The organism is Mycobacterium sp. (assembly GCF_040509115.1).
Taxonomy (GTDB): Bacteria; Actinomycetota; Actinomycetes; order Mycobacteriales; family Mycobacteriaceae; genus Mycobacterium.
On sequence record NZ_JBEVLO010000009.1, the window covers coordinates 1 to 17,876 of the forward strand.

18 protein-coding genes are annotated in these 17,876 nt (G+C 65.6%); 2 read left to right on the forward strand and 16 right to left on the reverse strand.

Going from position 1 to position 17,876, the window contains the following annotated elements; all coding sequences use genetic code 11:
* From ABW137_RS00815 to ABW137_RS00880, 14 genes are all read right to left on the reverse strand, one after another.
* On the reverse strand, positions 1–707 hold a 707-nt coding region (locus tag ABW137_RS00815; RefSeq protein WP_526395891.1), incomplete at its 3' end, for a dihydroxy-acid dehydratase domain-containing protein.
* 80 nt (positions 708–787) lie between these two features.
* Complete coding sequence (locus ABW137_RS00820) at positions 788–2,083, reverse strand: M20 family metallo-hydrolase (protein WP_526395893.1); 1,296 nt, start codon at positions 2,081–2,083, stop codon at positions 788–790.
* Between the two features lie 29 nt (positions 2,084–2,112).
* Positions 2,113–3,132, reverse strand: coding sequence for a TIGR03842 family LLM class F420-dependent oxidoreductase (locus tag ABW137_RS00825; RefSeq protein ID WP_526395895.1), 1,020 nt, complete (start codon positions 3,130–3,132; stop codon positions 2,113–2,115).
* Positions 3,133–3,160: 28 nt separating this feature from the next.
* Positions 3,161–4,582: a dihydropyrimidinase gene (hydA, locus tag ABW137_RS00830; RefSeq protein ID WP_526395897.1), complete on the reverse strand. Its 1,422-nt coding sequence runs from the start codon at positions 4,580–4,582 to the stop codon at positions 3,161–3,163.
* The gene (locus ABW137_RS00835) at positions 4,579–6,219 is read right to left on the reverse strand and encodes an aldehyde dehydrogenase (NADP(+)) (RefSeq protein ID WP_526395899.1); all 1,641 of its coding nucleotides are present in this window, start codon (positions 6,217–6,219) and stop codon (positions 4,579–4,581) included. The genes hydA and ABW137_RS00835 overlap by 4 nt, the downstream gene beginning before the upstream one ends.
* 28 nt (positions 6,220–6,247) lie before the next feature.
* Complete coding sequence (locus tag ABW137_RS00840) at positions 6,248–6,697, reverse strand: cytidine deaminase (protein ID WP_526395901.1); 450 nt, start codon at positions 6,695–6,697, stop codon at positions 6,248–6,250.
* A 32-nt stretch (positions 6,698–6,729) separates the two neighbouring features.
* Positions 6,730–7,362: a class II aldolase/adducin family protein gene (locus ABW137_RS00845; protein WP_526395903.1), complete on the reverse strand. Its 633-nt coding sequence runs from the start codon at positions 7,360–7,362 to the stop codon at positions 6,730–6,732.
* The gene (locus ABW137_RS00850; protein WP_526395905.1) at positions 7,359–8,270 is read right to left on the reverse strand and encodes a QueT transporter family protein; all 912 of its coding nucleotides are present in this window, start codon (positions 8,268–8,270) and stop codon (positions 7,359–7,361) included. The genes ABW137_RS00845 and ABW137_RS00850 overlap by 4 nt, the downstream gene beginning before the upstream one ends.
* Positions 8,271–8,305: 35 nt before the next feature.
* The gene (locus ABW137_RS00855; RefSeq protein ID WP_526395907.1) at positions 8,306–9,088 is read right to left on the reverse strand and encodes an energy-coupling factor transporter transmembrane component T family protein; all 783 of its coding nucleotides are present in this window, start codon (positions 9,086–9,088) and stop codon (positions 8,306–8,308) included.
* 16 nt (positions 9,089–9,104) lie between these two features.
* Positions 9,105–10,202: a s-methyl-5-thioribose-1-phosphate isomerase gene (locus ABW137_RS00860; protein WP_526395909.1), complete on the reverse strand. Its 1,098-nt coding sequence runs from the start codon at positions 10,200–10,202 to the stop codon at positions 9,105–9,107.
* Positions 10,199–11,962, reverse strand: coding sequence for an ABC transporter ATP-binding protein (locus tag ABW137_RS00865; protein ID WP_526395911.1), 1,764 nt, complete (start codon positions 11,960–11,962; stop codon positions 10,199–10,201). Before ABW137_RS00865 ends, ABW137_RS00860 begins: the two co-directional genes overlap by 4 nt.
* Positions 11,959–12,831: a nucleoside phosphorylase gene (locus ABW137_RS00870; protein WP_526395913.1), complete on the reverse strand. Its 873-nt coding sequence runs from the start codon at positions 12,829–12,831 to the stop codon at positions 11,959–11,961. The genes ABW137_RS00865 and ABW137_RS00870 overlap by 4 nt, the downstream gene beginning before the upstream one ends.
* A gap of 67 nt (positions 12,832–12,898) precedes the next feature.
* Complete coding sequence (locus tag ABW137_RS00875) at positions 12,899–13,780, reverse strand: MurR/RpiR family transcriptional regulator (protein WP_526395915.1); 882 nt, start codon at positions 13,778–13,780, stop codon at positions 12,899–12,901.
* A 420-nt stretch (positions 13,781–14,200) separates the two neighbouring features.
* Positions 14,201–14,776: an SRPBCC family protein gene (locus tag ABW137_RS00880; protein ID WP_526395917.1), complete on the reverse strand. Its 576-nt coding sequence runs from the start codon at positions 14,774–14,776 to the stop codon at positions 14,201–14,203.
* Between the two features lie 122 nt (positions 14,777–14,898).
* On the opposite strand from ABW137_RS00880, the gene ABW137_RS00885 reads away from it, so the two are divergent.
* Positions 14,899–15,504, forward strand: a complete 606-nt coding sequence (locus ABW137_RS00885; RefSeq protein WP_526395919.1) for a TetR/AcrR family transcriptional regulator — start codon at positions 14,899–14,901, stop codon at positions 15,502–15,504.
* Between the two features lie 127 nt (positions 15,505–15,631).
* Positions 15,632–15,781: a TetR/AcrR family transcriptional regulator gene (locus ABW137_RS00890; protein WP_526395921.1), complete on the forward strand. Its 150-nt coding sequence runs from the start codon at positions 15,632–15,634 to the stop codon at positions 15,779–15,781.
* A gap of 76 nt (positions 15,782–15,857) precedes the next feature.
* On the opposite strand, the gene ABW137_RS00895 is transcribed toward ABW137_RS00890, so the two are convergent.
* A complete protein-coding gene (locus tag ABW137_RS00895; protein WP_526395923.1) occupies positions 15,858–16,457 on the reverse strand; it encodes a carboxymuconolactone decarboxylase family protein in 600 nt (199 codons plus the stop codon).
* Between the two features lie 33 nt (positions 16,458–16,490).
* Positions 16,491–17,693 (reverse strand): alpha/beta hydrolase family protein, encoded by a 1,203-nt coding sequence (locus ABW137_RS00900; RefSeq protein ID WP_526395925.1) that lies wholly within the window; start codon positions 17,691–17,693, stop codon positions 16,491–16,493.
* Positions 17,694–17,876 lie beyond the last annotated feature (183 nt).

Below are 17,876 nucleotides of genomic sequence, written 5' to 3' on the forward strand. Positions count from 1 at the left end.
CCGTGTCGCAACCGGGCGCCGGTAGATGCGCCGGGGGTGGCGCCGCTCGGCAGCATCATCCCCATGGTTTCGGTCAGGCACGCCATCGTCGACGCGGTCCCCATCACCGCACAGGTGCCTGCGGTGGTCACCAGCTCGCTGCGGGCCTCGGTGATTGCTGCGGTGTCGAGGACACCGCCCCGGTGGCTCGCCCACAGCCGGCGGCAGTCGGTGCACGCGCCGAGGCGCTCGCCACGCCAGCTGCCCGTCATCATCGGGCCTACGACCTCGAGTAGCACCGGCTTGTCCGATGACGCGGCGGCCATCAGTTGCGCGGGCACGGTCTTGTCGCAGCCGCCGAGCAGGATGGCCGCGTCCATCGGCAGCGCCCGGATCATTTCCTCGGTGTCCATTGCCATCAGGTTGCGGAACAACATGGTGGTCGGGGAGGTGAGGATCTCGCCGAGCGAGATCGTCGGGAACTCCAAGGGCAGCCCGCCCGCTTCGAGGACGCCTCGTCGCACGGCGTCCACCAGGGCCGGCATGTCGCGGTGACAGGTGTTGTAGTCCGAAGTGGTCACCGCGATGCCGACGACGGGCCGGTCGAGGTCTACGTCGTCGAAGCCGCGGGAGGCGAGGAACGCGCGGCGCAGGAACCGGCTGAACCCCTCGTCGCCATACGAAGTTCGGCTCGCATCGACCGCGGACGTGAGCTCCTGCTCAGACATTTAGTTGCCTCACTTGGGGTTTGATGAACGGGGAAAACGGCTTCGCGATCGGGCGCGGTGCGAGCTAGCGGGTTCCGCTCTCAGGAGTCGAACGCGCCCTCCACCATGCGTGCCAACGTCTCCGTGAGGACATCCGCGCCCCGGCACATGTCCTCGTCGTTGGTGAGCTCGGACTCGGCATGCGAAATCCCGTCCACGCTGGGGATGAAGAGCATCACCGTGGGCACGAGGTCCTTCATGTTGGTCGAGTCGTGCCCCGCCCGGGTGCGCACCGTCATGCTGGCCAACTCGAGGTCCTCGCAGACCGCGCGAGCCAGTTCGACGCCCTCTGGGTGGTAGGTATGTCCCTGCCAGCTGTGCGCGAAGGTGGGTTCGACCTTGACGTCCGCCTGTACCTCGATTTCGGCGAATCGCCTGCGCAGCAGCTCATCCGCCTCGGCGAGCAGCTCGTCCGAAGGGGAGCGCAGATCGAGGTGCATGTGCACCTCACGGGCCACGACCACCGGAGAGTTGGGGTACACGGTCAGCTGCCCACACGAGGTGTGGAGGTCCTCGCCGTAGCGCCCGGCGAGCTCCCGGACCGCGACCACCGCGAGTGCCGCGCCGTAGAGCGCGTCCTGCCGATCGGCCATCGCGGTCGCACCGGTGTGCCCCTGGCTGCCCAGCACAGCGATCTCATATTTGTTCGCGGCCCACGTCGAGTCGACGAGCCCGATCCCGATTCCCGCTTTGTCGAGTTCCCGGCCCTGCTCGATGTGCACCTCGGCGTATGCTCCGACCCTGCGCGCGTCCTCGCCGAAGACGTCGTCTTCGCCGAGTCCGTCGATCGCGCGGAGAGCGTCCTCGACGGATACCCCGCTGGAGTCCGTGGTGGCCAATGCCCGCTCCAGCGGAAGGGTTCCGACGAACACGCCACTGCCCATCATGGACGGCTTGAACCGCGAGCCCTCCTCGTTGAACCAGTTGACGACGGCCACGTTGTGGCGCGGCCGGCCCGGCCTGGCAGCGTAGTGCCTGCGAAGCCGGTCGGCGGCATGCGCGGCGGCTAGCACGCCATACGCGCCGTCGAAGCGGCCGCCGCGCGGTTGACTGTCCAGATGCGAGCCCGCGACGACGTATGGCGCTCCCGGGACGAGTTCGAGCAGACCGAACAGGTTGCCGACACGGTCCTGCACGACCGTGAAGCCGCGCGCGGAAAGCCAGGCGCGCAACCACTCTCGGGTGCGGCCGTCCTCAGCGGTGGCGGCCTGCCGCTCGACACCGCCCGCGGGAGTCGCGCCGATGGTTGACAGGTCGGCGAAGTCGTCGAGCAGCGCGATGTCGGCGGCAGGGTCGCGAGGGACCCGGATGACGGGCCGTTCGGTCGATGAAGTCATGCGGGACTCCCAGGTAGTCGGGGACGGGATCAGCGCAGGATCGCTTGGGGGCTCGGGTCGAGCGCCGGAATCACGGCGTCGCCGTACGCGGCCAGGGTTCGGTCGATGCCGTCGTGCTGCAGGTAGCACGCGAATTGGTCGACTCCCAGCGAACGCAGCTCGGACAGCTTGGCCAGATGGTCGCTGGTGTCGCCGAGCACACAGAAACGCTCCACGATCTCATCCGGCACGAACGTGGTGTGCGCGTTGCCCGTTCGCCCGTGCTGGTTGTAGTCGTAGGACTCGCGGCCGGAGATGTAGTCGGTCAGCTCGTGGGGCACGCCACCTTCGGAACCGTAGCGGGCCACCAGGTCTGCTACGTGGTTGCCGACCATGCCGCCGAACCAGCGGCACTGGTCGCGCTGGTGGTCACGATCGTCGCCGACGTAGGCCGGGGCGGCCACACAGATGGTGACGTCCGACGGGTCCCGCCCGGCGTCGGCTGCCGCGTTGCGCACGCGCTCGATGACCCACTTCGCGATCACCGGGTCGGCGAGCTGCAGGATGAAGCCGTCCGCGTGCCGGCCGGCGAGGTCGAGCGCCTTCGGCCCGTAGCCCGCGACCCACACCTCGAGCCGCGAACGGGCCGCCCACGGCAGCTGCAACCGGGTCCCGTTGACGTCGGCGACGCGTCCGTTGGCCAGATCGCGGATCACGCCGACGCTGTCCCGCAGTGTCGCCAGCGTGGATGGAGCACCGGACTGGACGCGCACGGCGCTGTCACCCCGCCCGATGCCGCAGACGGTGCGGTTGCCGAACATGCTGTTCAGGGTCGCGAACCCGGACGCGGTGACCGTCCAGTCGCGGGTCAGCGGGTTGGTCACCATCGGGCCGATCGTGATGTTCCGGGTGGCGGCCAGCATCTGGCTGTAGATGACGAACGGCTCCTGCCACAGCACCTGTGAGTCGAAGGTCCAGGCGTGGCTGAAACCACGGTTCTCCGCCTGCACGGTCAGCTCGACCACCCGCGAGGCGGGCGGGTTGCACTGCAGGACGATGCCGAAATCCATGATTTTCCTTCAGGATCGGGGGGCGAGCTCACAAAAGGTTCTGCGACAGCTCGCGGCGCACGTAGCGCCCGTGGCTCTTGGCGCCCAGGTAGCGGCCACGGTCGACGATGCACCGGCCGCGAGAGAGCACGGTGCGCACCGCACCCCGGATCTCGAAGCCTTCCCACGCGGAATGGTCGACGTTCATGTGGTGGGTCTGGTTCAGCCCGATCGAGGTGCGCCCGGCAGGGTCGTAGATGACGACATCGGCGTCAGCCCCGGGGGTGATCAGGCCTTTGTGCGGGTACATGCCGAACATTCGCGCCGGCGCGGTACAGCACAGCTCGACCCAGCGCTCCAGGCTGATCCGGCCGTCGACCACACCCTGGTACATCAGGTCGATGCGGTGCTCGACGCCGGCGATGCCATTGGGGATGCGGGAGAAGTCGCCGAGGCCCAGCTCCTTCTGGTCCTTCATGCAGAAGGGGCAGTGGTCGGTCGAGATCGTTGCGACGTCGCCGGTGCGCAAGTACCGCCAGAGCTCGTCCTGGTGACCCTCTTCCCGGGAGCGCAGCGGAGTCGAGCAGACCCACTTCGCCCCTTCGAACCCGGGTGCGCCCAACTGCTCCTCCAGCGAGAGGTACAGATATTGGGGGCAGGTCTCCCCGAACACGTTCGCCCCACGGCCGCGCGCCTGGGCGATCTGCTCCAGTGCCTGCCGGGCGGACACATGGACCACGTAGAGCGGAGCCCCGGTGACGTCGGCGAGCATGATCGCGCGGTGCGTCGCCTCCTCCTCGAGCTGCCAGGGCCGGGAGATGCCGTGGTAGATCGGGTCGGTCTCGCCACGGGCGAGGTGCTGGGCCGCGAGCGCGTCTATCGCGATGCCGTTCTCGGCGTGCATCATCATCAGTGCGCCGTTGCCGGCAGCCTTCTGCATTGCCCGCAGGATCTGAGCGTCGTCGGAGTAGTAGACGCCCGGGTAGGCCATGAAAAGCTTGAAGCTGGTGACGCCCTCGTCGACGAGTTCGTCCATCGCCTTGAGTGCGTCGTCGGTGACGTCCCCGAGGATCTGGTGGAAGCCATAATCAATCGCGCACTCTCCCTCCGCCTTTCGGTGCCATTCGGCCAGGGTGTCCTGCACCCGCTGGCCGGGCGTCTGGATCGCGAAGTCGACGATCGTGGTGGTACCGCCGTGGGCCGCGGCCCGCGTTCCGGTCTCGAACGTGTCCGACGCGGTCGTGCCGCCGAAGGGCATCTCCATGTGGGTGTGGCCATCCACCCCGCCCGGGATGACGTACATCCCGGTGGCGTCGATACGCACGTCCACCGAAGCGCCCAAGTCCGCGCCCAGCGCGTTCGAGCCGGGCTCCAGCAGAGCCACCACCCTTTCCCCGTCGATCAGCACGTCCAAGTGCTGGCGACCGGTCGATGAGACCACGGTCCCGCCGTGAATGAGTTGCGTGGTCATCGGACTACTTCCAAGTGCGAGGAGACGGGTCTGCCAGGCTCGGATGCCGGGGGCTCCAGCTGTCCATCGATCCGCCGCCAGACGTGTTCGGTGTTGTCGTCGCGCAGCACGTCCGGGAGCAGCTCCGACGGGACGTTCTGGTACGCCACCGGGCGCAGGAACCGGTCGATCGCCAGTGAGCCCACCGAACTGGTCCGGGAGTCCGAGGTGGCGGGAAACGGCCCGCCGTGCACGATGCCGTGCCCTACGGCGGCGCCGACCGGCCATCCGTTGAAGACGATGCGGCCGGCGAGCCGTTCCAGCACCGGCAAGATCGCGGCGGCGAGTTCCCGGTCGTTCGGCATGCTGACATGCAGGGACGCGGTGAGCTGGCCGTCGAGACTGTGCAGTACCGCGTCGATGTCGGCGGCGTCGCGGCATCGCACCACCAGCGACGCGGCGCCGAACATCTCCGAGCGCAAGCCCGGGTTCGCGACGAAGTCGACGCCGGAAACCGTGTAGAGCGCCGCGGCGGAGGCGTTGGCATCGGCTGACTTGCCCCGCGCCAGCTCTGTGACGCCGTCACCCGACGCGGTCCGCTCACACGCCGATCGGTAGGCGTCGCCGATGTTGGGGCTGAGCATGACGGCTCCGCCGTCCGCGGCGACCATCCTGGCGGCGGTCTCGACGAACGCATCCAGTCCCGGGCCGTCGATCCCGAGGACCAGGCCCGGATTGGTGCAGTACTGGCCTGCCCCCAGCGTCAACGACTCGACGAACGCGGCGGCCAGGGCCTGGGCACCGGCATCGAGTGCCCCGGGGAGCAGGACAACCGGATTCACACTGCTCATCTCGGCGAACACCGGGATGGGTTGGTCACGGCCGGCGGCCGCCTTGACGAGCGCGAGTCCCCCGGACCGGGAGCCGGTGAATCCGACTGCTTGGATACGCGGATCGACGACCAAGCGGATGCCCAGGTCGGGTCCGTCGCCAACGAGCACGGAGAACGTGCCCTCAGGCAGCGCACATTCCTCCACCGCCGCACGCACGATCCGGGCGACGAGTTCCGAGGTACCGAGGTGTGCGTCGTGAGCCTTGACCACCACCGGACAGCCGGCAGCGAGAGCCGATGCGGTGTCGCCACCTGCGACCGAGTAGGCGAACGGGAAGTTCGAGGCTCCGAAGACGGCGACCGGGCCGAGCGGCACGCGTCGTTGCCGGAGTTCTGGCCGCTGCGGTGTCTCGTCCGGGCGAGCTCCGTCGATGCGGACGCCCTGCCACAGACCCGACCGCAGCTCCTGGGCGAACAGCCGCAGCTGGTTGCTGGTGCGCGTGACCTCACCCTGGAGCCGCGTGTGGTTCAGCGCGGTCTCCAGGTGCGCGCGCTCAATGAGTTCTGGTGCAGCGGTGTCGATTCCGCTGGCAATGATCTCCAAGAACACGGCGCGCTGTTCAGCGGAGGTGGCGCGGAACTCGTCAAAGGCCTTCTCGGCCAGGGACGCGGCCCGCTTCACCTCGTCGGCCACGCCGTATCGGTAGACCGGTTCCAGCGGTATCCGGGTGCGGGGGTTCATGGAGCGGATCGCAGGACCACCGCCTGCGACCTCGTCCGCGCCGATCCACATGACGCCACGGGGCTCATCGCCAGCGATTACCATTGGGCTCCAATCAGGGGGCGGTCCCCACTCATTCGGCCGACTCGACCATCGGCTGAGGGCGGAAGAGCACGGTGCCCGCCGGTCGGGCGGACACCCGTGAGGAGGAACCCGGCCCCCAGGCGCCGAAGAGCAGTTCCGAAAGCGGCCGGACGCCGTCAGGTGTCTCGATCGGCAGGTCTGGGCCACCGAACTCGTTCAGCAGCTCCCGGCAGCGCCCGCACGGGAGCAGGATCTCGCCAGCGGGGTCGACGCATGTGAAGGCCACCAGCCGGCCACCGCCGGTGAGTGCGAGCTGCCCGACCATCGTGTTCTCCGCGCACATGGTGAGGCCACGCAGCTGGACCTCCACATTGCAGCCGGTGACCACGCGCCCGTCGTCGACCAGGGCGGCCGCACCGACGGGGAATCCGGAGTAGTGCGCATATGCGGTCCGCATGGCGTCGGTCGCCGCCGCGCGAAGCATGTCGAAATCGATCATTTCCCTCGCTCTTTCGGAATCGAAGTGAGTCGTCACGCGTGGGTGAGGCTCGCCAGCGCCTCGCGTGGGAACGCAGTGTGCTTGTCTCCCAACGCCAAAGCCTGGTAGGTGAGCGCGGCGGCCTGCTCGAGACTCATGGCCCGGCGTAGGGCCATCGCCACATCGCCGCCGACGCAGGAGCAGCCGTGGTGTGCCTGGATGACACAGTTGTGGGTACGGGACTGCTCGGCGCTCGTGTCGGCCAGCTCGTCGGAGCCATTGGGGTAGTACGGCACCCGTCCGATCGAGCGCACCCAGTGTGCATGGTCGAGCGTCAGGAGTCGGATCCGTTCGCCCAGCGCGTCCAGCAGGACCGCGGTCTGCGGGTGCAGGTGAATGACCGAGTGGACGTCCGGCCGAACTCGGTAGGTGCGTTGGTGCAACTTCCATTCGCTGGAGGGGTGCGGATTGCCGTCCACGACGTTTCCGTCCAGGTCCAGGATGCTGAACGAACCGTTGTCCAGCCGGTCCAGCCACGTCCCGCGCGCTGTGACCGCAATTCGATCGCCGGGCAGGCGGACCGAGAGATTGCCACCGCTGGCAATCACCAGCCCGCTGTGCACGGCGGTGCTGCCGGCGTCGATCAACTGGGCCATCAGGTCGTCTGCCGTTGCGGTCAGTGTCACAGTTCTTCCTTCAATCGAATGTTCTCCTCCGGTCGGCCGCGTTGCGCACGCGATGAATTCGGTGGGGGCGCTACGCGATTGATCTTTTCGTCGAGTTCGTCGAGTTCGTCGAGTTCGTCGTCGTCCTCGTCTTCGAATTCCTTGCGATCGACTCCGACGAGGAAGTTCCCGAAGAGGAAGACCAGCAGGAAGGGGCCGGTGGCGGCGAGCAGGGGCAAGCCCACCGGCTCGTGAACGATGAGGCTCATGTACAGCCCGCCGATGATCGACGCGGCCGAACCGGCCACCATCAGGACGACCCCGAGCATGTTGGTCCGTCGCCGTCGCGGCACATCGTCGGGAGACATGATCTGGGTGAAGAGCAGCCCCCATTTCTCCAGCCTCGGCCCGAAGAGCTGGATCAGCGCGCCGCCCAAAACGAGCGGAACCAGGCCGTTCGTGACGAGCAGGACCGGGGGCAGGACCGTGTAGGGAAGCGACTGGGTCACCCCGCCGATACCTGCGCAGAGAATGGACATCTCGGCAAGCGTGGCGGCCAAGCTCGCAACAACGTACTTCATGAGTTTGCGCGTGGTGTTGGTCCGCGGACTGTTGTCGCCCCGCGTCGCGTACCACACCTTGTACGGAACATAGGCGAAGAAGAAGTTGCTGATCATTCCGAAGGCGGACCCGAGAGTGACCCCTCCGAAGAAGTCACCGATCAGGTTGCCGATAGCGGCGCCGAAGGCACCTGCCGGACCGAACATGATGCCCATGGCCGGCACCATTGCCGTAGCAATGCGCATATCGATGTGCGGTAATACTTGAATTCCCTTGAAGGGGATGAGAACTGCGGCATAGAGCGCCGCCGATAGTGCCGTGATCGCCACCATTTTTGGATAGCGCCACATCGTCAGGATGTCTTTCATGACGTCTCCGTATCCGAATGCAGGTTGATTTTCTTTCAGCGAGTGCTAAATGCCTCGAACTGTCCTTGAACACCGATCACAATGGATCCGGCGATGATGAGAAGCGCCGCCACACACCAGGCGTAGTCGGTGGCGCGCATCCGTAGCACGAGATAGCTGCCGCGCGAGCGCGGGTTGTGGCCATAGCCCTTGGCTTCGATGGCCATCGAGAACGTGCCGGTCGAGCGCATGGTGCGCAGGAACGCGGGAACGAGCAGCGGCAACGATCGGCGCAGTCTGCTCAGCGCGTGACCGCTGTCGAGGTCGAGGCCACGCGAACGTTGTGCCTCCATGACGCTCAGCGAGGAGCCGATGAGAACCGGTGCCATCCTCAGCGCGCTGGTGAGCACGAAAACTCCGGCGTAGGGAATCCCCAACCGGCGCAATCCTGCACCCAATTCCTCGTTGCGCGTCGTACTGAGCAACAGAATGGAGATGACGACCGCGATCACCGAGCGAATCCCGGCCGACATCCCCATTCCGACGTTCTCCTCGTAGAAGATCCCCCACAGGTGATTGATCTTTGCGCCGAGGAAGATCCACGACAGCAGTGCGAGGACGAAGATCGAGATGACCAGCGGGCGAAACCGCCGGAGGTTGCGGGCGGTATGGGACAGCTGGGTGATCACCAACGACTCGATCAGCAAGAGGGCGACGAGCCACACCTGTGAGATGAGCGCTACGCAAGCAACGAAATGTGCCAGCGTGAATAGCAATTTCGCTCGGGGGTCGAGGCGGTGGTAGAACGAATCACCGTCCACGTAGAGGTACTTGATCATGATCGTCCTTGGTCAGTCACCGGGAGAAAGCTGCCTCGAGGTCGGCGGGGGCGACCACACCGTCGTTGGTGATCAGGCCCGTGACGAGCTCGGGCGGCGTGACGTCGAATGCGGGGTAGTAGCCGGCCACGCCGGCGGTTGCGGTGCGCACGCCGAGGCAGGTCAGGACTTCGTCGCCGGAACGCTCTTCGATCTCGACGTCGTCGCCGGTGCGCGAGGTGGGGTCGGGGCCGCGGGTGAAGGAATAGAACGGAACATCGAAGTGTCTCGCGGACAGCGCCGCCTGCAGCGTCCCGATCTTGTTGACGACGTGGCCCGCCATCGTCACGCGGTCCGCACCGGTGAGGACCAGGGAAATTCTTCCCTGGCTCATGGCGTGCGCTTGCATCCCGTCGGTGAGCACAGTCGTCGGCAGGCCGAGCCCGATCATCGCGTCGGCCGTGAGCCGTGCGCCCTGGAGGTAGGGACGGGTCTCGCTGCAGAAGGCGGAGATCTCCTTGCCTTGCCGGCGCGCGAGCATCGCCGCGTAGACCAGCGGGGTCTCGGGCCAGCAGTGACTCAGGAAGGTGCCGCCGTCGGGAATGAGCTCGGCCGCGTGAGCGCCGCGGACACGCGCGAGCTCGTAGTCACTAGCAATTCGCTGCCGGGCCGCCATGAGTAGCGCGTGCTCGAGATCGGAACCGTTTGCAATTGCGGCCTCGCCGACCTCGAGGAGCGCGGTGGCGGCATAGAAGATGTTCCGGTTGGTGGGCCGCGCGTTGCCGAGTACGCTGGCCGCCTTCTGCAAGGTCTCCTGCATGACTTCCGCCGGCTTGTCGCGCACCGAATGCGCCGCGACCACCATGCCGTAGGCAGCCGTGTACGCCGGCCCGGCACTCTGCGTGACCATATCGGTGATCGCGCCCGCGACCTCCTCGTAGCTCTCACAGCTCACGAATCGGGTCTCGAAGGGGTAGACGCGACGGTCGAGGATATGCACGCGGCCCGGCTCGTACCAGACCACGTTCTCCGGGTGGACCAGGAAAGGTAGCCCCTCGAAGAGCGGCCCGTCGAGAAGGGGGAGACCCGTGCTGTCGTCGGTCGTGGGAGTCGTGTTCACGATGCGAGAACTCATTTCTCCGCCCGGTGGCGGGCGGGCTGGATGGAAGGTGGGTAGGTGACCAGATCGGGCTCGGTGGAATTGGCCGGCGTCAGACAGGCAGAAGCCTCTTCAACGGTCAAAAGCGCTGCGCCGAGCCGATTTCCGATGCGAGTGATCTGCGGAGGGATGAGGCAGAGCTCGGTGAGCTCGTCCTCGGAGGCGAAAACGTCCCGGACAGATCCGTCGCGCACGAGCTGGCCATCGCTCATCACGACAGCTCGGTGGGCATAAGCTCCGACGACCCACATCGTGTGGGTCACGATGACGATCGTCGAGCCGGCCTCGTTGAGTTCGCGGAGCAGTCGCATCATGCCGATCTGCTCGTTGTAATCGAGGCCTGTTGTCGGCTCGTCCAGGATCAGGACCTCGGGTCGGGTCGCCAGGACCGAGGCGACCGCGACCCGCTGCCGTTCACCCTTGGTCAGGCTGAACGGGTCGTCTTTCTCCCGGCCCGCCATGCCGACGGCGTCGAGTGCCGCGGCCACTGAGCGTTGGACCTCGTCGTCAGAGAACCCGTGGTTGCGGGGCCCGAAGGCGACCTCGGTGAACACGTCGTCGGCGAAGATCTGACTGTCCGGGTCCTGAAAGACGTACCCGATCGTCCGACTCAGCCGGTGGATCCCGGCCTCACGAGCCTCTTCGCCGCGAACCCGGATGCTGCCCGCGGTGTAGCGCAGCAATCCATTGAGCTGTTTGGCCAAAGTGGTCTTGCCGCTGCCGTTCTGACCGAGGATCGCGACGAATTCACCGGTACGGATCTGCAGGCTGACGTCGTCGACGACTTTCGGCCCGTCGTCGTCGTAGGAAAAGCCGACATGCTCGGCATCGATGAGGACGTCGCCGTAGTGGTCGCGCCGCTCATCGTCCCGGCGGACCATTTTCTGGAACGCCGCGGCATCGACGCGGTATCCGTGCGCGGTCAGCTGGGCCACCGCGTCGTCGACGCCGAGAGCCGTCGCGGGCAGGCCCAGTGAGGCGAACAGATCACATGCCCCGATCGGCATCACCCCGTGCCGACGCATGAGATCGACCTGGCTGAACACGTCGGCGGGTGTGCCGTCGAGAACGACATCGCCGTTGTCGAGCAGCACGACCCGGTCGGCAGAGACGAGTTCCTCGATCTCGTGTTCGACGCAGACGATGGTGTGCTCACCGGAGTTTCGCAGGCGCTCGGCAACCTCCAACACGGACCGTTTGCCGACCGGGTCGAGGTCCGTGGTGGGCTCGTCCAGGATCAGCACCGATGACTCGAGCGCAAGCGCCGAGGCGAGCGCGAGCCGCTGTTTCTGCCCGCCGGAAAGCGAACTCGGCTCGCGCCGCTCGAAACCCTCGAGCCCGACCAGACCGAGGTAGCGGGTGACGCGCTCGACGATCTGGTCGTGTGGCAGCCCGAGGTTCTCAGGACCGAATGCCACGTCCAACGCCGCGCTCGTGGCGAACAGCTGACTTTCGAAGTCCTGGAAGACGATTGCTGCCGATGTGAACATTTCCTTCATCGGGGTCGTCCGCGTCGACCGGCCCCCGACGCGAACCTCCCCTGTCAGTTTTCCGGGCACCGACTGGGGGATCAGTCCATTGATCGCCAGGCAGAGCGTGGACTTGCCTGCCTGAGACGGGCCGACGACGGCGACGAACTGCCCAGCCGGGATGTGCAGATCGAGGCCACGTAACGCCGACGTCTTCGCGCGTCGGTACCGGAACGTGACACCGTCGACATCGATCTCGGACGTCATCGCGCATCCCCATCGGCCGCAGCCAGTGCCCCCGGGGAGAAGTACCGACGTCCCGCCTTCTGCCGTGCCTTGTCCCAGCTCGTGAGCAGTCGCACCGCCTCGGCGGCGACCAGGCACGCGTTCGCCTCACCCGTGGCCTCCGTGTCCCACTCGCCCAGGATCCGGTGCGCCACCACCGCCGCACACATTCCTGCGCGCAGACCGAAGAGCCGGGAGAGCGTGAAGATCGTCGCGCCCTCCATCTCGAAGTTGGTCACGCCGGCCTGACGCATGTCCTCGAAGTCGCCGTCGAGTCGCGCGGGCCGATAGCCGCCGAGCGTGGGCCGGAACTGCCCCGTGTAGAACGAGCCTGCGGTGTAGCCGGTACCGACGTGATAGCGGACGCCCAGCGCCTCTGCCGCCTCGACGAGGGCGGAAGTCACCTCGAATGATGCAACCGCCGGAAACTCTGGGCGCACATAGAGATTCGACGTTCCGTCCATGCGCACGCAAGCATCGTTGATGATCAGATCGCCGACCTGTATGTGCTCCTGAATCGTGCCGGTCGTACCCACTCGAATCATCGTGTCCACCCCGGCCCCGGCGAGCTTGGTCACGACCGCTTCGGCGCTCGGACCGCCAATGCCGGTGGAGAAGGCCGAAATACGGGCGCCTTGGTACTCGCCGATGGCACCACGGTAGCCGCGCCGCAACGTGTACTCCTGGACCGATTCCTTCTCCCACTGTGAGGCCATGAGTGAGACGCGGCCTGGGTCACCGGGCAGCAGCGCGTATTTCGGCAACCCGGGCAGGTCGTACTCGGTGGCGTGTCCTCCGCGTTCCGCCGACGTGACGTTCTCCGGCCGCGCGGACCTTGTCGGTGAGGTCATGGGGTTCTCCAATCGGATGAAATGTGCTGGGGCAGCGACGGATGGCACCCGCCAAGCAGGGCGGGCCTCAGGTCGGGGAGCCTTCACTGTCGGGCACGCGCAGCGGCTCGATCGCCTCCCAGGCAGAACGCTGGCGCGCTACCGTGCCGGTCAGGTCTTCCAATTCCAGGCACGTGTAGACGATGTCGACGATCGTCGACAACGCGACGATCGAGCTCGCAACGTCGGGACGCACCTCGCGCGCGGCCCCGACCAGCACGACGTTGGACAGGGTGGCGATCGGCGAACGTGGGTCTGCGGTGATCGCGATGCGCTGGACCGCCGGGCGGTCATCGGCGACCTGCCGCAGGGCCTCGATGAGATGCCTGGGCGTCCCCGAGCGCGAGATGGTGATGATGACGTCGTCGTCCTCGCAGATCGAAGCCTGGACTACCTGGCGGTACGGGTCGGTGAGCACGGCCGCCGGCAGCCCTAGCCGGAACAGCCGGTCATAGGCCCACTCTGCGACTGGAGTCGAGGTTCCGGCCGCGAACACGTAGAGCCGACGCGCGCCGCGGATGACGGACACGGCTCGGCGCAGCTCCTCGGCGTCGAGGAGTTCCTGGGTGTCCTGCAGGAGTTGGACATTGGTCGACACGACCTTGCCGAGGACGTGCTCGTAAGAGTCCTGCTGGTCGAGGACTGCGAATGTCTCCTCGCCCGGGATGAGCAACTCCGCAGCCAGTGCGATCTTGAATTCGTTGAATCCGTCGTAGCCAAGTGCGCGAGTGAACCTCAGCACCGTGGCATCGCTGACACCGGCACCCTTGGCCACCTGCAGCATCGACATCTTGGCCGCATCCTCCTGATGCGAGGTCACGTAGCCGGCCACCCGTCGCTCAGAACTCGAGAGCGTATTGAGGCGGGCGCGGATCACGGCCAAGGCGCCTTTGGAAGCTGGTTTCGCCACGCTATTTCCATTTCGTCGTCACGGCGTGATTCACGGCGTCACGAGCACATCGTTGGGGTGACCGACGATCCTGTCGTGACACTACAAAAATCAACCGAGCTGATGTAGTGGGGCTACGGTAAGAGTGTTCTGCGCCACTTGTCAATAGGCATTGCCGACTCTCGTTCGCGCGGCGCCAACACCCGGACGAACCGAGGTGCAACGAACGTCGAGGCACGTCATGAGGACGGCTGTAGATGAATCAACCTCTCGACGTGGACCGCCGAGGCGATACCGCAGCCACCGCCCGACGGTGCCCGCCAAGCCCTACTGCGGCCGTGGTCCCGACAAGCCGAGAGCTCCGAAATAACCCACCCGGGTGACATTTAACGGCGTGCGAGCCACCAGCCCCACCGCAGTCGGCTGTGAGCCGCTGACTTCTCAGCGTTCAGTCGGTGCAGCGGTGAATGACGTAGCGGTGAATGACGTAGCCAGCGCCGCCAGTGTTCGTTCCATGCTTCGTGCGGTGTGCGAGCGCAATTCGAGCAGCTCGTCTTGGCTCGCCCCCAGAACCGGTATCCAGTTGTGCACTTGCCATGTCTCGGTAACGAGCGTGCCCTCGTCCTGGGCAGCAAGCTCATAAGTCCAATGGCCGATGATCGCAGCGTCAACGATGACCGCCCAGCCAAACATCACACCTGGTACGGCTGTGGTGATCTTGCATCTCGTTTCCCACTCACCCTTGGATCCCCTGTTGTGGCCGGTGAACCAGCTGCCCACGAACGGTCCGTCGCCATCGTCGAAGCGAGCCCACACCACGTCCGGACTCAAGGGACCCATCGCGCTGACATCGCTAACCAACGCATAGACGGATTCTGGGGTCGTTGACACCCACGTTTGCCGCCGGAGGTACAGCTCGGCGACGTCCGGTTCGGTGTGCTCTGCCGACTCGTTCACTGGGCTGTTCCCTTCGATGAGCGTCGCGTCCAGCATGCCGGCGCGATAGTTGCAGGCCACGTCCGCTTCTTGGCACGGGCACCAGAATCTCCAACGCAAACGTTGGTTCTACCGTAGTAAGGTTTGGGGCGATCCGCAACGCGAGCGTTGGAATTGACGCGACGCTGGCATGCACTCCGAAAGTGGACGGAAATATGGCGTGGGACACGCAGGGGACCAAGCGCAGGATTCTCCGCGCCGCCGTCGAACAGTTCGCCGCCGGCGGGCTCGACGGCACGACCGTCGAGCGCATAGCGGCCGCAGCAGGGGTGAACAAGGAACGCGTGTACAACTACTTCGGCGGAAAGCGCCAACTGTTCGACCGCGTCCTCAGCGAGGAACTCGCCGCTGTGGCGGAGGCGGTGCCGGCCAGTTCCTTCGCTGAGGAGGACATCGGTGAGTACGCGGGTCGGGTTTACGACTACCACCGCCAACGCCCATTCTTGACTCGGCTATTGCGTTGGGAGAGTTTGGCCTTCGACGAGGAGGTGCCCGACGAGGCGCAGCGCCGAATGCACTACGCACAGAAGGTTTCGGCCGTGGCCGACGGCCAGGACCGAGGCGCCGTCACACGCGACATCGAGGCCGATCACCTGACGTTCCTCGTCCTGTCCCTTGCTGGGTGGTGGTTCACGGTTCCCCAGGTGGCACGCATGATCAGCGGCCTCGACAGCGATGCCGAGCACGCCCGCCGCCGAGCCGCGGTCGTGCTATCCGCGCAACGCATTGCAGGAGTCTCTCAGCGCTGAGATCGTCCAATCCGTCTCTGGCACATCGAAACTTCCGCCAGCCGGGAAGTTTGCAGTCACGCCGCTGCACATTCTGACTTGGACCTGATGGCCGTGCTCCATCACTCCTGAGGCCTTTCCGTGGGCGGTGTTCCTCGCCCATGGTTACGAAGGTTCCGGCATGGATCAGATTGCTTCGCAGTCTGGCGCGGCCCGACGGACGTTGTATAACCAGTTTCCCCGTAAGAGAGCGCTTCTCGACGTGGCTATCTACCGTTTGTGGGAAAAGATCCTTTGAGTCCTTTCCTCGCGGCCACCTCCGGAGCGGGTGGGCCTCGTTCGCCGGTCCAAGTGACGTACTCGCTGTGGACGGCTCAGGCCACATCGGGTTTGGGAATTTGGAAGGCGTTGAGCAGCGAGCAGGTGAGCAGGTAGAGCCCCACCAGGTAGACGAGGTCGACCAACGTTGCTGGCCCGAAGTGCTTTTCGGCCGCTCGGTACAGGTCGTCGTCGACCTTGTACTCGCGGGTGAGTTGGCGTGCGAACTCGTGCGCCAGCAGTTGACCGGGAGTCAACTCGGGGGGCGTTTCACCGCGGCAGAGACCCTCGACGGCGGCCTCGGGAAGACCGACCGTGCGTGCCACGGCCGAGTGGGCGTACAACTCGAAGGGTGACTTCCAGATGGCTCCGACCGTGAGGATCACGACTTCGTGGGTTTGCTTGTCCAGGGTGGTGCGTGTCGAGTCGGCGTGCATCCACGCCAGGAAGCCTGGGGTGATGCCGGTGCTGTACAGACATGGGTTGAACGGGCCGATGAGCTTGCCGTCGTGGGTCATTCCTCGGACGCCGTAGCTGTCGGCCCACGCGATCAGGGTCGAGCGCATGGTCCCGTACAGATCCTTCTGGGCGCCGGTCAACGTAGCCGGGTCAATCAGCGGCAGTCGACCGCCAAGCAACGATTCTGTATCCGTCATATGCATCCTTCGCAGGATCAGATGTCGCGGGGGTTAGGCCTTTAGCGTGTCGTCGAGCCAGTTGAAGACGACTTCGTCCTTGTAGGCCAAGGCGCCCGACTGGCAATGGTTTTCGGCGCCGTCCTTCTCGCTAAAGCTCACGAAGGTCTTCGGCGCCGACGTCAATGCCTCGTAGACGGCCTCCGGCTGACCCTTGAAGAACTGGTCGCCGTCGGCCTCCATCACCAGGGTGGGGGACTGGATCCTCTCAAGGATGCCACCGTCAAGCGTCATCTTCTTGCACTCGACCATGAAGTCGTAGGCCGTCTTCTGGCCGAAGCTGAACGTGCCCTGAGTGAAGGTCCAGCGCATCTGGGTGTCGGCATCCATGACCTTTTGGGCGAGTTCGTTGAAGGCGTCGGGGTTCTCGTCTTCCAGGGCTTTGGCCGATTCTTTCCCCATGATCTTCACGATGCTGTCGTACAGACTCCAGACCCCGTCGTAGAGGATGACCGCCTTGAACCGGGGCTCGAAAGCGGCTGCGCGGGCAGCGAGAGAACCGCCGAGGCTCATGCCCTTGAGCGCCAGCCGATCACCGTCGACGTCGGGCCGGGTCAGGAGGTAGTCGACGGCCGGGGTGACGACCTTCTCCCAGTCGTGCCGGAACACCAGTTTCTGTTCGCGAAGCGGCATGCCCTGGCCCGGGCCGTCGAACGTGAGACAGTTGTAGCCCCGACGGACGGCGGCCGCGGCGGCGAAGTAGTACAACTCCTCGAGGCTCGAGTCAAAACCACCGTGGAAGATCAGGGTGGGGCGCGGCTCGTTGGACTCGTCGGCCTTGTAGAAGTAGCCGGGCAACGTCGTTCCCTCGTAGGGGATTTCGACCGGCTCCCAGGTCGGCCCCATCAACTCGGCCGCCTTGGCGTAGGTCTCCTGAGAGGCCTTGGAGTCGGCCATGATCCGCGGGTCGTCGGGGGTGCCGTGTAGGTAGAACTCCGCCATCCGGAAGTAGCTCGACGCGCGCAGCAGGGCTTCCCGAGCGCTGACCAGGTGACCGGTGGACAGGTACTCCTGCGCGCGTCCCAGCACGCGCTCGCCGCGGGCGTGCCAGCCCTCGTACCAACTGTCGAAGTCGCCTTCGGTGATGTTCTCCGCGGTGGCGAACAGTTCACCGATGTCAGAACCGCCGTAGTACACGAAACCCAAATTGCGGACGAGTTCGAACGCGAACGAATCGTCCTTGAAACCAACCTTCATGGCGTTTCTCCTTGAGATCAACTGCGAGGGATGTGAGTGGACGGACCTACGAAGCTGGATCGATCGACTGCACTGCACTGTACAGTCGCTTCGTGGACGGCGACAAGTGGTGTTTGCATTTGCGCCCCTAGCTTCAAACGGTCGACGCGGATCGCCGTCGAGGCCACTCGGGCAGCAGGTGAG

Coding starts and splice junctions, on each gene's coding strand:
- ABW137_RS00850 (WP_526395905.1), bottom strand. CDS start 8,270: ATGAAAGACATCCTGACGATGTGGCGCTATCCAAAAATGGTGGCGATC.
- ABW137_RS00865 (WP_526395911.1), bottom strand. CDS start 11,962: ATGACGTCCGAGATCGATGTCGACGGTGTCACGTTCCGGTACCGACGC.
- ABW137_RS00900 (WP_526395925.1), bottom strand. CDS start 17,693: ATGAAGGTTGGTTTCAAGGACGATTCGTTCGCGTTCGAACTCGTCCGC.
- ABW137_RS00860 (WP_526395909.1), bottom strand. CDS start 10,202: ATGAGTTCTCGCATCGTGAACACGACTCCCACGACCGACGACAGCACG.
- hydA (WP_526395897.1), bottom strand. CDS start 4,582: ATGACCACGCAACTCATTCACGGCGGGACCGTGGTCTCATCGACCGGT.
- ABW137_RS00840 (WP_526395901.1), bottom strand. CDS start 6,697: ATGATCGATTTCGACATGCTTCGCGCGGCGGCGACCGACGCCATGCGG.
- ABW137_RS00870 (WP_526395913.1), bottom strand. CDS start 12,831: ATGACCTCACCGACAAGGTCCGCGCGGCCGGAGAACGTCACGTCGGCG.
- ABW137_RS00855 (WP_526395907.1), bottom strand. CDS start 9,088: ATGATCAAGTACCTCTACGTGGACGGTGATTCGTTCTACCACCGCCTC.
- ABW137_RS00825 (WP_526395895.1), bottom strand. CDS start 3,132: ATGGATTTCGGCATCGTCCTGCAGTGCAACCCGCCCGCCTCGCGGGTG.
- ABW137_RS00895 (WP_526395923.1), bottom strand. CDS start 16,457: ATGACGGATACAGAATCGTTGCTTGGCGGTCGACTGCCGCTGATTGAC.
- ABW137_RS00820 (WP_526395893.1), bottom strand. CDS start 2,083: ATGACTTCATCGACCGAACGGCCCGTCATCCGGGTCCCTCGCGACCCT.
- ABW137_RS00835 (WP_526395899.1), bottom strand. CDS start 6,219: ATGGTAATCGCTGGCGATGAGCCCCGTGGCGTCATGTGGATCGGCGCG.